This is a genomic window from Marinobacter salsuginis (assembly GCF_009617755.1).
GTDB lineage: Bacteria > Pseudomonadota > Gammaproteobacteria > Pseudomonadales > Oleiphilaceae > Marinobacter > Marinobacter salsuginis.
This window is the reverse complement of the sequence record NZ_BGZH01000001.1, coordinates 198,455-211,989: the sequence shown is the minus strand read 5'-3', so window position 1 is coordinate 211,989 and position 13,535 is coordinate 198,455. Positions and strand designations below refer to the sequence as shown.

At 55.0% G+C, this 13,535-nt stretch carries 9 protein-coding genes, 1 other RNA gene and 1 riboswitch; of the genes, 3 read left to right on the top strand and 7 right to left on the bottom strand.

Annotated features, from left to right (window positions below):
• Positions 1-174: 174 nt before the first annotated feature.
• The 7 genes from GJU83_RS00960 to GJU83_RS00930 all read right to left on the bottom strand — a co-directional run bounded on the left by GJU83_RS00960 (position 175) and on the right by GJU83_RS00930 (position 10,318).
• Entirely contained in the window at positions 175-969 is a 795-nt protein-coding gene (locus GJU83_RS00960) for a PEP-CTERM sorting domain-containing protein (RefSeq protein WP_227514495.1), read from the bottom strand.
• A gap of 32 nt (positions 970-1,001) precedes the next feature.
• Positions 1,002-1,076: riboswitch (cyclic di-GMP riboswitch) on the bottom strand.
• Positions 1,077-1,248: 172 nt separating this feature from the next.
• A complete protein-coding gene (locus GJU83_RS00955) occupies positions 1,249-3,924 on the bottom strand; it encodes a tetratricopeptide repeat protein (protein ID WP_083231783.1) in 2,676 nt (891 codons plus the stop codon).
• 20 nt (positions 3,925-3,944) lie between these two features.
• Positions 3,945-5,318 carry a PEP-CTERM-box response regulator transcription factor gene (prsR, locus tag GJU83_RS00950; protein WP_083231784.1) on the bottom strand — a complete coding sequence of 458 codons (1,374 nt, stop codon included), beginning with the start codon at positions 5,316-5,318 and terminating at the stop codon, positions 3,945-3,947.
• A gap of 100 nt (positions 5,319-5,418) precedes the next feature.
• Positions 5,419-7,554, bottom strand: coding sequence for an XrtA/PEP-CTERM system histidine kinase PrsK (prsK, locus tag GJU83_RS00945; RefSeq protein ID WP_069183488.1), 2,136 nt, complete (start codon positions 7,552-7,554; stop codon positions 5,419-5,421).
• 81 nt (positions 7,555-7,635) lie between these two features.
• On the bottom strand, positions 7,636-8,583 hold the full coding sequence (locus GJU83_RS00940; protein ID WP_069183489.1) for an SDR family oxidoreductase: 948 nt from the start codon (positions 8,581-8,583) through the stop codon (positions 7,636-7,638).
• A complete protein-coding gene (locus GJU83_RS00935; protein WP_069183490.1) occupies positions 8,583-9,398 on the bottom strand; it encodes a lysophospholipid acyltransferase family protein in 816 nt (271 codons plus the stop codon). Before GJU83_RS00935 ends, GJU83_RS00940 begins: the two co-directional genes overlap by 1 nt.
• Positions 9,395-10,318, bottom strand: coding sequence for a D-hexose-6-phosphate mutarotase (locus GJU83_RS00930; protein ID WP_069183491.1), 924 nt, complete (start codon positions 10,316-10,318; stop codon positions 9,395-9,397). The genes GJU83_RS00935 and GJU83_RS00930 overlap by 4 nt, the downstream gene beginning before the upstream one ends.
• Before the next feature lie 132 nt (positions 10,319-10,450).
• On the opposite strand from GJU83_RS00930, the gene GJU83_RS00925 reads away from it, so the two are divergent.
• The 3 genes from GJU83_RS00925 (at position 10,451) to dnaX (ending at position 13,535) form a co-directional block, all read left to right on the top strand.
• Entirely contained in the window at positions 10,451-11,200 is a 750-nt protein-coding gene (locus tag GJU83_RS00925; protein ID WP_069183492.1) for a 2OG-Fe(II) oxygenase, read from the top strand.
• A gap of 107 nt (positions 11,201-11,307) precedes the next feature.
• Positions 11,308-11,404, top strand: an RNA gene (ffs, locus tag GJU83_RS00920) — signal recognition particle sRNA small type.
• Between the two features lie 166 nt (positions 11,405-11,570).
• Positions 11,571-13,535, top strand: coding sequence for a DNA polymerase III subunit gamma/tau (gene dnaX, locus GJU83_RS00915; RefSeq protein WP_069183493.1), 1,965 nt, complete (start codon positions 11,571-11,573; stop codon positions 13,533-13,535).

Here is a 13,535-nt window from a genome sequence, read left to right as displayed (position 1 = left end):
CAAGAGAAAGGGCCAAGCATGAGAGAACCGGGGAGCCAGAGTCATCCGTAACCTGAGAATCCTGTTATTGATTTACTGCAAAGAGTATCGCCTTAGGCGTCGTTCGTCATCAGGTCTGTTTGCAAGGCCCCCGCTGCATGTGCGGCGGGGGCGTTCGGCGTTTGCTATTTGGCTTTAGGCTTTGCGGCGTCGAACAACACCGAGGCCGAACAAACCAATACCGAGAAGGGCAAGCGTTCCGGGTTCAGGAACCGGTACGATGTCTTCAACGTAGACCAGCATGTCGTTGTAATCCATGTCTGATCCGTCCTCGAAACCGAGGATGTAGTCATCGTTTTCCCAGAGTACGCATTTTTCAGGAGTCTGCTCAGAGCAGCCGTAAGTTATTTCGCTGCCGAGATTGATCCGTTGCCCCTTGCCCTGAATCGCAACAAAGCGCTCAACGCCGCCATTACGCTCGGCATCCGAGTAGATTACCGGGGCGCCACCGTAGCCCAGGTAAAATCCGAACTCCTCGCTGGCGAAGGTTCCCTTTTTCTGGTTGTTGACGTAAACGCTGTAGCTACCACCAGAGATGTCGAAACTGACTTGGGCGCGGTTGGCGTTGTCAGTTACGGGTCCATTGTAGCCGCCACTTGTTGTGAAGCTGCCTTCGTCCGCGCCGTTAAACAACTCGACATAATCGTCGCCGTTGTAGATGCCGAAAGACTGTTTGGACAGCATGGACGTGATTTCAATCAGAAAAGTTGCTGTGCTGTTGCTTCCGTCCGGGGATGATGTGAAAAAAGGTTCAGTGCTTACATCGTTGTTTTTCGTATCGCCGAGCACATTAACGCTGGGTCCAGAGACAATGAGATTGTCGTTGATAATCTCACTGAGGTTCGCCTCAGAACCGTCGTTAATGAATGCTGCTTGAGCAGACATGGCGCTCAGACACGCTACAGCTAAAGTCGTTCTGGCCAATTTCATTGTACTGATACTCCGTCAAGGTGTAGTGCGTTCCGTGCAACCCGGCTATCTCAGAGAGATCCGTGGCTTTCCGTCCCCCTCTCGCGAGAGGTTTGGCGGCGGGGACGTGTCCCCACCTTTGTAGATATCAACATCTGTGCCAGAACGGGAAAATATATATGAAACAGTGGGGTGGAGAAGCCATTAGGTTGGTTGTGTAAAGCGGCTATGCATGAGATGTAAAAAAACCAGACACGCTTTCGAGTCTGGTTTTTTATCGAAAAGGCGAGACGGCTATGGTTAGAGTGCCCTGCGAACCTCGTCGAGGTGCTTTTTGAATTCCTCGTTATCTGGTGCCATGGCGAGCGCTCGTTGAAGTTGATCCATTGCTGCACGGTGTTGGCCATCAAGGTGAAGAATCCAGCCATAGGTATCGAGAATCGCGGGGTTCTCCGGCTCGATCTCGGCAGCACGAGCTGCGAATTCAAGGGCACGGGCGGTATCTGTATCCCTTAATGCCCAGGCCAGATTGTTCAAAGCCGTTGTATGGAGTGGATCCTGCTGTAAAACCTTTTGATAGTGATTTGCGGCAGCCATGATGTTCCCTTCGGTCATCAATTGATTTCCGCGGGAAAGGTTGGCAGGAACGCTATCAGGGGCGAGATTAACCCATTCTGCCGTGAGTTCGTTGGTCTTCTCATTGGCAACCTGATTGGACAGCTGAACGAGCGCAGGAAGCACTGCAGGGTCTCCGTTGTCACTCCAAAATTCATAGAGGGACTGAAATGCTTCTTCGGCGCGATTTTCAGCCTGCAGGATGGCGGCACGTGCAACGGTCACCGCGGCCGTTGTTCCGAAAACCTGTTCGACATCCAGTACCGCAGTCTGAGCTGCGTCGATATTACCCTGCTGGGTGAGAATTCGTGCCGGTAGCAGAGCAAAAGCCTGGTTTTCGGGGTTCAATGCAAAAGCCTGTTGGGCCTTGTTGACCGCTGAATCCCATTGTTCTGAGAGTGCGAGTTGTTGTGCTTCTGCAGCAAGCAGGCTGGCTTCAGCGGTCTTGAGTGGCGTTGATTCCATTCCCTTTCCGGCTTTTTCGAGACGGGAACGGGCTGTTTCCAGGTTCTCTTCCGATACTAGCCAAAGGATCTCTGTTGCGGCGAGGGCATTGGCCAGTTCCGGGTCAGCCTGACTGACCGATCTGGTCCATTCCGACACGGCTGAATCGCTTTGACTATTGGCGGCATGGAGCCGTGCTGCCCTGAACAGCAGCGGTAGTTTTGGTTCGGTTTGTTTGGCAGCGGCGACAAAGCTGTTGACGGCTTTATCTGGTTGACCCGTCTCTTGGTATAGCTGGGCAAGCGTAACGTGTACCTCAATGCTTTCAGGGTTGCTGTCACGAAGGCCTTCCAACTTATTGATTGCGTCTTCGGTATTGCCAGCGCCTGCTGATGAGATCGCTGCAAGAAGCTGCGCAGAGCGGTTCTGGGGATACCCGTTCTCAAGGGATTGTTGCAGCTCTCTGAGTTCTCCGGTTTGGCCCTCGCGGATAAGTAACCGCACATAGGCCGCTGTGGTGGGCCAGTCGTCCGGTTTGTTTGCAAAGGCAATCCGGAGTTGTCCGAGCGCTTGCTCGGGCATCGCCTGACGTTCGTAATAATTGGCCAAGGCCAGTCGAAGACGAACGTTCTCGGGATTGAGGCTCAGGGCCCGGCTCAGGCTTGCGACACCCTCGGATTGAGTGTCTTCGAGACTCAGCGCCACCATGCCGTGCATGGCCAGCAGTTCCGTGTCATCGGGGCGGGCCTCGATTGCTCGAGCTAGCGTTGCATAGGCTTCCCGACGCTCTCCCTTGTCGATCCGAGCCATTGTTGTGAGTCGAATGAAGCGTGTGGGGGACGTTTCCGGATCAATATTCTGGGAAAGTAGGTCCAGGCCCTCTTGAAGCCTTCCTTGTTGCAGGTTAAGCGCGCCAAGGGTAAGAGCGATTCTTTCGTTATCGGGATTTAACTGGAGCAGATCCTGGAGGGTCTCAGAGGCCTCGTCGAAGCGACCCTCCTTAATCGCAGAAATCGCTGACTTTGCCTGATTCTCAAGATCGGTATCGGTGTTCTCCGCAAGAACCCGATTGTATACCTGTGCTTCGGTAATACGGCCTTGTTCTGTAAGGACGCGGGAGAGCAGGGTCAGAGTCTGTCTTCGCACCGGTAGAAAAAAATCAGAGGTGGGAAGGGCGTTCACAGCCGCCGTTAGCGTCTCTACGGCTGGTTCCAGGCGATTCAGGGTGTAAAGGGCGCGCCCCTTCAGCATCAAGACTTCAGAGCTGGCCGGATGTTCCGCGAGATAGGCATCAGCCTCAGACACCGCTTTCTGAGGATTGTTCAAGTGTAAGTATGTTTTGACAATTCCTGCGGTGGCCTTTTCCAGTTGCCATCCCTCGGTCACTGCTTTTTCGAATTGCTCAATGGCTGCCTGATAGCTGCCAGCGAGTCTCAGCGCTTCGCCCTGCACAACGGCGCCACGACCTTTTTCTTCTGGGGTTTCAAGGTCGGCCTGTGCCAATGTTTCGCGCGCGGATAAATGCTTGCCCTGCCCAATGTAGGATTCCGCCAAGGGGAGGGCGATCTCGCCAGGCTGTTGATCCAGTCTTGGAGCCAGGAGTGTCTCGACTTCTGGATAGGCGCCCACACGAAGATAGAGATCGGAAAGGCGAAGAATGTAGTCCAGATTATCAGGCTCCTGCTGGATGGCATTCCTTATTTCCAGCATGGCGGACCTGTACTGTCCTTGCTCTGCGTAGGTTTCACTGCGGTTAATGTGAGAAAGACCTTCCGGCTCTGTAGAGCCCCCGCCGCACCCCGGCAGCACGAGAGCGGCTGCTAGTCCGATGCCGATACACCGCCCTCTGAATAAGGTAATCAGGCGCGCCTTCGGTTGGCGCCGCTGGATTTGGGCGGATTTTGGTGCATGGTTCATAAATATTCCTACCTTGCTCTCTAGCTCTCTGGTGAAGCTTCAGAGGTTTCGATGTTGTATTTATCGGTAAGGCTATAAATGGTGGGGCGTGTTATGCCAAGTAATCGGGCCGCCTTCGCCATATTGAATCCGCTTACCTGGAGTGCCTGGTTAAGGGCGCGCCGCTCTGCGGTTTCACGAATCTGGCGAAGATTCAGGCATTTCTCATCTTGCGTTGAGCTTGGTTGCAGTGACAGGTCTTCGGCAGTCACTCTTTTGCCTTCTGCCATTATGATCGCCCGCTTAACCTTGTTTATCATCTCTCGCACATTGCCTGGCCAGGGATAGTTATTAACAGCGTTTATGGCGTCTTCGGCAAATGACAGGTGGGGGCGGTCGAGCTCCTTTCCGATACTTTTCAAGAGGGACACGGCGAGAACGAGGGCATCACCATCGCGATCTCTCAAAGCAGGCACGTCAAGCGTGATTTCGCTGATGCGATAATACAGATCCTCGCGGAACTCGCCGCTTTCAATGAGATGGTTCAGATTCCGGTGGGTCGCGCAGATAACGCGTACATCAACTGAAATCGGTTCGATTGCGCCAACGCGATCAATCATCCGTTCCTGGAGAAATCTCAGCAGTTTCGCCTGCAGCGCAAAGGGCATATCACCAATCTCGTCCAGGAAGAGAGTCCCTCCGTTGGCAGATTCGATCTTACCTTTCTTGTTCTGTGTTGCGCCCGTGAACGCGCCTTTCTCGTAACCGAATAGCTCGCTTTCCAGCAGGGTCTCTGGAATCGCTGCGCAGTTAATTGCCGCGAAGGGCTTTGAGGCGCGAGGGCTGAGATCATGCAATGCCCGGGCAAGCAGCTCTTTGCCAGTTCCGGTTTCTCCGTTTATAAGTGTCGTTACATCAGTCGGCGCGATTTTCTCCAACGTTCGGCAAACCTGGAGCATCTGAGGGCTGGCGGCAACAATGCCTTTTATATTGGTGGCACTTTGCTGGCTCGCGAGTTCACGGTTCTCACGCTCCAATTCGTACAGACGGAAGGCACGGTCAACAACAAACGTGAGGATGTCCGCATCAAGGGGCTTCTGGTAGAAGTCAGAGGCGCCCATTCCAATGGCCTTGACAGCATTTTCCTTATCTTCACGACCCGTGACCACAATGACCTTGGTCAGTGGCGCAAGCCGAAGAATCTCTTCCAGCAGGCCGAAGCCTTCAGAGGCTCCCCCCGGGTCGGGTGGCAGGCCAAGATCCAGGGTAACCACGTTGGGCTCTTCACGCCTCAGCACCGCCAGAGCCGATTCTCGGTCCGATGCGACGCTTATTTCAAGGTCATCGCTGAAGCACCAGCGCATCTGGCTTTGGAGTCCGGGATCGTCTTCTACGATCAAGAGTCGTCTAGTCACAACAGCATTAAATCCTTTTCAAACGTTTCCCTTACCGAGATTCTTAACTGAACGTTGGCACTTTGCAATGCTCGAAGGAAACAATCGAAAAAACTGCCGATTAATTGGCGCTTTCTTTCGGCTGCTCAGCGTCATGAATTGGTCGATACGTTTGTTCGGTCATCGACCCCGATCTCTCGGATGCGAGTGGAATCCGCACAGAAAAGCATGAGCCAATCCCGGGTTCGCTTGTAACATCGATACTGCCACCAATTTTCCGGATGTATTCCCTTGCCTGATAGGCCCCAATACCCATGCCTGTCAAACCTTTGGTACTTTCAAAGGGTTTGAACAATTGGTCGCTGATGAATTCCTCGGTCATTCCTGAGCCCGTGTCTTGAATGAACAGAACTACGGAGCCTTTGGATGTCTTGATTGTCAGTGTGATTTCGCCGGAGGGAGGCGTCGCATCCTGCGCGTTTTGAATCAGATGGCCCAAGACGCTGCGAAGTTGTTCAAGATCAGCCTTAACGATCACTTCTGATGGAGCGTCATCGACATGCGGCGCTGGCGCACGGTGTTGGTAATGTGTCACCAACTGCTGCACGAGGTGTGTCAGGTTGATTGGTTCAAGATTGACCTGTTCTTCCGTGTGAGGTTTGCGAATGTGGTCCACCAGGTTCGACATTTTTCTCACAGCGTGTTCAGTCGTATTAATCATGTCGTCGATGAAAGCAGGGTTATTGCGGTGCTTTGGCGCATTCTTCACTAGCAGTGACAATTGGGCGATAACGGTCTTGAGGTCATGAACCATGAAAGAGGAAGCCTTACTTACGGCTTCAAACTGCATTGCGCGGGATAGCCTGTACTGGGCATCTGCCTGGGCGAGCAGGTTGCAGGTTTGCCGAGCCACCACTTTTATCAGGTCAAAATTTTCCCAATTGAGTTCTACTTTGGCGTATGGGTTGCCGACGAGCGCCATGCCATAAAGATCATTACCTAGATAAAGCGGGATGATCAGCCAGCAATCAGGCGTTTTTGCTATTGCGTCAGGAATCTCCAGGAGGTTGTAGCTGACTGGATCAGCCTTGTATTCATGGAGGTCAACAATCCATTCTCGATCCCGAAAAAAGCGAACCAGTTCGGAGTCGCCCTCAATCATGGTGTATTTGGGTGTTGAGAGGTTGACCGAAGCTTTCAGTATGTAGGCGTCCTGCTCGCCTATCAGCCAAATCGCGCCGGCATTACTTTCAACAAGTCCCGCAAGTATCCGAATAACCCGCTGGGGCAGAGGAGGGTCATTGCTCAGGTCGGCCAGTTCCCTCGTCATCTTCAACCATTCGTCGCGGTAGTCATATTTGTAGTCAAAGAAGTTTTGACTGATGAGCACCATCAGTTTGGATCGGATGCGCCTTGAGAGAAGGAGCGTTGTCAGGAACACGAGAGAAATGGTGAAGAACAGTACTTGTAGGGCGTCGCCCCATTCGCCGCCTAGTGTTCGGACGTAGTATCCACCGAGGGCGAGGAACAGAAGGTAGCCGCCGGCGAATATCAGGGTTCCGCCATGAAAAACCGCCGAACGGGATAACTGGAAATCAACAGGCTGCCTGCGTGTGTTGATGACATTGACTGCAAACAATGGCGTCAGGAGTGCATTTACAAAGCCTCGGGCGTTCCAGAAGGAGTCCGCTACATGGCCAAAAAGAAGTGCATCGGCATACATGAAGAAGTCGAACGCGAAAACGGTACCTACGCCAATACACATATACTTGATGCTTGATCGGCCAAAGCTGGGCGAATTGCGCCAAATTTGTTCGATCAGAGACAAACCAAGCAGAGAAAGGCCGATTTGGCCCAGAAGTTTAATCTTCCCGCCGGCTAAATCCAGGTCAGTGAAGTTTTCTACAAGTCCGATTCCAAGCAGAACGAAAAGAAGAACGCCAGCGCTGGCGCCCAGAATCTGTTTTACCTTGCCCGTAAACCTGTTTTCCTTGAAACCATCTTTTAACAGGGCAAATAGCAGATAGATCCAGGCGGCATCCCGGAGGAGTTCAATAAGGTATCGAAGATTAAAGCCCGGGTAGCCCCAAAGACTCTGGCTCACAAGGGAAAGGGCCCAAATGGCTGAAATGGTTGAAGCCAGCGCAAGGGCGCGGTCCACGCCACGCCGGAGGTACCGTGCCGCAACCAATATCGTCAGAAGCCCGAACGTAATCGACGCCAGGGAATAGCTGAGTACGTCCATGTTGCTGAACATGCCAGAGTGCCCCGTTAAGAAGTCCTTTTCCAAGAATAGCTCTGTTTAGCAATGAGCGTAACTTATGTAGCCAGCGTTTACCTAAACTGGCCTCTTATTCTCCCGATAAAACCGGAAAATCTCCTTCAGCGGCCGCTTGGGCTCAAACCCGAACTCCTTCACAAACGCCCGCCCGTCGATTACCACCGGATACTTGAAGAATGCCATCAGGTAGGACGGAAAACTCTTGAGCTTCAGGGTGCCGAGGATCATCTTCGGAACCATCGGCGGAATTGAGGGCACAGGAATCCGTTTGCAGCCGCAGAGCTTCAGCGCGTGCTGGTACGCTACCCAGTCCTGCGGTGCAACGTTGTATACGCCACGTGTCGGTTTTTTATACGCCAGTACAATGGCATCGGCCATGTCATCAATATGGATGAACTGCATCATGGGGGAAAAGCCCGCCAACACCGGTGCCCGTTCACTGGCCAGCAGCGTGCTGATGGTATTACGCACCCCGGGGCCCACGATGTTGCAGGGCCGCAGGATGGTGATGTTCAGCTCCGGGTAGCGCCACAGGTAGATGTTGGCAAGGTTTTCCAGCTCAACCGAGTCGATCAGATCGGCACTGAGCCCCGCACTTTTCAACGGGGCAGATTCATCAATGAGTGCCGGGTTGTAGGCCACGGCGCCGTATACGTGGAAGGTTGAGAGCACCACCACCCGTTTGATGCCGTACTTGTGGCTCAGGTCCAGGAGTTTCTGGGTGCCCAGCACGTTGGCGTTGTAGCGGCGCATCCGGGTGAGCTGGCTGGACATGATCCGGCCCATGTGGATCACGCCATCAAACTGGTAGCGGCGGAACAGATCCTCGAAAACCCTTTTGTTGAAATCGATACAGTAGCTGGGAATGTCGTCGCCCAGGTAGACCTGTTCCCGAAAATCCACGGCGACCAGGTCGCAGGTGTCGCGGAGTTGCTCAATAACCTGCTGGGCGAGGGCGCCGGCGGCACCGGTAATCAGAATGTGCGGTCTGCGTTGTTCGGTCATCAGAAAAGCCTTTTCCTTTCGCTCAGTCCTTTGTCGATCAGCCGGCTGATTTCCGACTTCACCTTCTCCACGCGCTCGGTGACCTGTTCTTCCGGGATTTCCAGATCGTCAAAGTACATGGGGGCTCCGAAATTCAGGTGTACCTTTGCCGGTAGCACCACGGGCATGGCGACCGGGGCGTAAGGGATGCCCAGAGCCTTTGCCAGGGGCTTGATGTTGGCGATGGCCGGGATGGTCTCCTCGCAGCCCACCACACCAACTGGCACGATCGGCGCCTTGTACTTCATGGCCAGGTGCATGAAGCCGTTGCCGAAACGCTTGAGCTGGTAGCGGTCCTGATAGAGTTTTCCGGAACCGCGAACGCCCTCCGGAAACACGATGACCGCTTCATCGTTGGCGAGCATCTTGGCGCAGTTGACCGGGTCTCCAAGAACTGCGCCTACTTCATTCAGCAGGTTTCCCAGCCAGGGCACAGTCGGGAAGAAGCGCTCGATCATTGCTCTTGGAATGCGGGCATCTTTTTCCCGGGAGGCGAGGGCGTAACCGATCAGCAAGCCATCAATGGGTAATTGCCCGCTGTGATTGGCAATAATCAACACCGGACCCTCGGCGGGAATGTTCTCGACGCCGTGAGCCTGCACCCGGAAGTATTTTTCGTAAATCTGTTTGGTAATCGAAAGCCCGTATTTGATGGCTTCGTTGTTATAGCCCCAGGGATCGTAGCCCAGGCTTCCAATGGGTTTGCGGATGCGGTTGATATGTTCGTCCAGCTCCGCGGGAACCAGTCGGGTTTTCAGAAATGATGCCAGGCTCATGATTTCCTTCCGATGAATACGCCTAATGTGTGGCTTTGTCCTTCATTTAGCACCCGATAGTCGCTGGCGGCATTGGCGGTTTCGACGCAAAGCATGGACTGCCAGGCCGTACCAGGAAAGTCCGACAGTTTTGCCGCTTTCGCTGGCCCCGGGTTCCATACGACGGTCGAATCGCTACCCACCGAGGTCAGTTTGCGGCCGGTTCGGGGTGTGACGATGGTCAGGGGCTCGCCGCTCTCATAGATCCGGTCCGTCTCTCCGTCAAAATACACTGGGCCTTCCTGGTTGCGGTATTCCCAGTTATCCAGGGTGTCGATGTACTGGCTGTTTCCGAGGCCCAGTACTCGTGTGCGGCTTATGTCACTCGTTGGCAGATAAGTATGGAATGCCTGGGTAAACGCGAGGGGGTCTTTCCCCAGATTTGTGGTGGTCAGAGCCAGTTGGCAACCCCGAATAGAAAAGCTGAACGTAAAAAGCGCAAGTGCGTGGCCGACCCAGACATCACTGAAGTCCTCGTTGGCATCCAGAGACAGACTGATTTCCACTTCGTGCGCGTTCTCCCGGACATCCTCCAGTTTCCAGAGTGCGGTTCTGGCAAAGCCGTGGGCTTTGTCGGTATGGATCCGCTTTCGGACTTCCGGCGCATTGCGGGCAGGATCCCCGAACCAGGGCCAGCAGACCGGAATGCCACCCCGGATTGCGCGACCAGGTTCGTAGCGAGCGGTTTGGCTCATCCACAGCCAATCGGGCTCATCCTGGGGCTTGAAGCTGGCCAAATGGGCCCCCTGGAGAAACAGGGTTGCCTGAAAAAGAGGGTGGTGTACCTCAAGGGCTTCCAGTTGCCCGATCGTTTTCCAGCGCGTGAAGGACCACTGGCCCGGCGATAGCGAGAGCGGTGGCCTGTTACTGCTTTCTGACATGATTATCTGCTAATGGGAATCTGCTGAGTGAAACCGGTTAAGTGTATTTGCCTACACAGAGAGTAAATTAAAACTGCCGCTCCGGCGAGAATTGCGCCTAAAATACGCTCAAATTAAGCACGAGGCCCGACGATGGAAACGCCGGTAATAGTCCCAATCAACGATCCCCTGAACACCCTCTCGAGTAGCGCCTACGATGCGGTGGCAGGCAGTGATGTTCAGTCAACCGACCTTGCGCCGGATCAACGTGAGCTGTTGTCCGAGGAGTGGCTGGACGAACTGGCTTCGGGACTCAGTGAGCATGGTTGGATGTCGTTCGATGTCCGCTCACGGCTGGGAGAAAACCTGTTGGCGGCGCTGAAGCAGGAAGTGCAGATTCTTGATCGTACTGATGCCATGAAAAAAGCCGGCATTGGCCGTGGCAATGATCTGGTGCGTGACCGCTCGGTTCGACGCGACAAGATTGCATGGTTGCAGGGGGTCACAGCACCCCAGGCTGCGTTGTTTGAATTTTTCGAGACGATTCGCCAGGGGTTGAACCAGAGGCTGTTTCTCGGGTTGAAGCGATTTGAAACCCATTATGCGACCTATCACCCTGGTGATTTCTACAAGCGGCACCTGGACAGCTTCCGGGGCAGGGCGTCTCGCGTTGTCAGTCTGGTGTTGTATCTCAACGAAGATTGGCAAGCAGCCGATGGCGGAGCTCTCCAGGTGTTCAATCGCGACAACGATCAGGAAGTTTGCGGAACCGTATTGCCCGAGGCCGGGCGCATGGCTTTGTTCATGAGCGAGGAAATTCCGCACGAGGTGTTACCTGCAAACCGCACCCGTTACAGTCTGGCTTGCTGGTTCCGCCAGGACGAGGTGCCCTTGCCCCTCTAATGCCGATGCGGAAGGGCGCGCTGATTTGTCATTGTAGTGTGCAAACCCTTTTGTTAATATGCGCGCCGCTTTCAGGGAATTGTTCTGAAACGCCGTTATGGTGGCTCCATTGGTGCCCCCGCAACATGAAACCGTGAACCCGGTCAGGCCCGGAAGGGAGCAGCCGCAGCGGTGGAATTGTGTGCCGGGGTGTCGCTGGTGGAGTCACCCCCAGTTTTCTCTCCCTTTCTCGTTTTTATCTTTCTGATTATCCTTGATTGCCATGAACTTATGTCCGGACCTGGCGTGCCCGTTTCCGAGACCAAGTTTGCTTCTTCTGAAACCTCGTCCGTGCTAAGGTTAAACCCGTTTTCACTGCAGTTGGCGGAACATGAGCTACCAGGTACTTGCCCGTAAATGGCGCCCACGCACCTTCGAGGATATGGTGGGCCAGGAACACGTGCTCCAGGCGTTGATCCACGCCCTGGAAAGCCAACGTCTTCATCACGCCTATCTGTTCACGGGTACCCGTGGGGTAGGCAAGACCACCATTGGTCGGCTTCTCGCCCGCTGCCTGAACTGCGAAACCGGCGTAACCCCGAACCCCTGTGGTGAATGCTCGAGCTGCCAGGAGATTCAGGAAGGCCGGTTTGTGGATCTGATTGAAATCGACGCCGCGTCCCGGACCGGCGTTGATGATATGCGTGAGCTGACGGATAACGTCCAGTATGCGCCCACGCGTGGCCGCTACAAGGTGTACCTCATTGACGAGGTGCACATGCTGACGAACCAATCGTTCAACGCTTTCCTGAAGACCCTTGAAGAACCGCCGGAACACGTCAAGTTCCTGCTGGCAACGACCGATCCCCAGAAACTGCCGGTCACAGTGCTCTCCCGGTGCCTGCAGTTTAATCTCAAACGGATGACGCCGGAGCACATCGCAGGCCACCTGCGTCATGTACTGGGTGCCGAGGAAATTCCATTTGAGGAACCGGCCCTTTGGCTCCTGGCCCGGGCTGCGGACGGCAGTATGCGCGATGCCTTGAGCCTCACCGATCAGGCTATCGCCTTTGGCAACCAGAAGCTGTCCGCCAGTGATGTCAGTAATATGCTGGGGACCATTGATCAGCGGGATATTGAACGCATTGTGAATGCACTCGTTGAAGGCGACGGCCCGGCATTGCTGTCGGAAATCAGCCGGATTTCCGATTTTGCGCCGGATTACAGTGTGATTCTTGCTGATCTGCTGTCGCTCTTCCACCGGGTCACCATGGAGCAGGTGGTTCCGGGCAGTGCCGATAACGCGCTGGGTGATGCCGAGCAAGTCCAGGCCCTGGCTCGCAAGCTCAGTGCCGAGGACGCCCAGCTTTTCTACCAGTCTGCACTGATCGGCCGGAAAGACCTGACCATTACGCCGGATGCACGTATGGGTTTCGAAATGACCCTGCTCCGCATGCTTGCCTTCAGGCCTGGTGCTGACCGGCGAGAGCCGCCCGCTATAAGTTCTGGTGGTCAGTCTGTCGCCTCCGAGCCACGGGATGAGCCCGACCCGGCGCCGAGACCAGAAGCAGAATCAGAACAGCCTGAAACGCAGCAGCCACAGTCTGAGCCGGAGACGGAAGTAGCTGAGGAGCCGGTTCGAGAGGCCAGCCAAGCTCCCGCACAGCCAGAGCCGGAACCGGAACCCACACATGAGCCCGAGCCCGAAATGCCGGCCGCCCCGCCTGTTGCGGAGGAGGATGCATCCTGGCTGGCCAGTCTTGATGCCCAGGCCGAGACAGCTGGAGAATATGAAGAAAACTACCCTCTAAGCGATGACGCGCCGGTGACGGAAGAGCCGCCACCTGACGTCGCCGACGAGCCGGTTGATCAGCCTGCGCCGGCTCCGGAGCCCGCGTTTGTGGAGCCGGAGCCAGCGCCCGAACCAGCGATAGAATCAGCAGTTGAGCAAGAGCCTGTACCGGAGGGCGAATTTGTCTGGCACCGGGATTTCCGGAGTCTGGGCATTGTTGGTATGCCCGGTAATCTCGCCAGTCACGGCGCCATGTCGCGGGATGGGGATGTAATTACCCTGACAATCGACGAGGGCCACGCCCGGCTGCTGAACAGCCGGCACGAGGAAAAGATTCTCGCTGCCTTGAGAAACCGCTTTGGCGACTCCATTCAGTTACGTACCGAGCACGGTAATCCCGGCCCCCATACGCCTGCGGCTTATGAGGAACGCCAGCGGAAGGCCCGCCAGGAAGCGGCGGAGGCGTCCATTCGCCAGGATCCGGTCGTAAAGTCTATTGTTGAACGATTCGAGGCGCGGGTAGTCGAAGAGAGTATCCGACCGGCCGAGACAAGCAGGAGATAA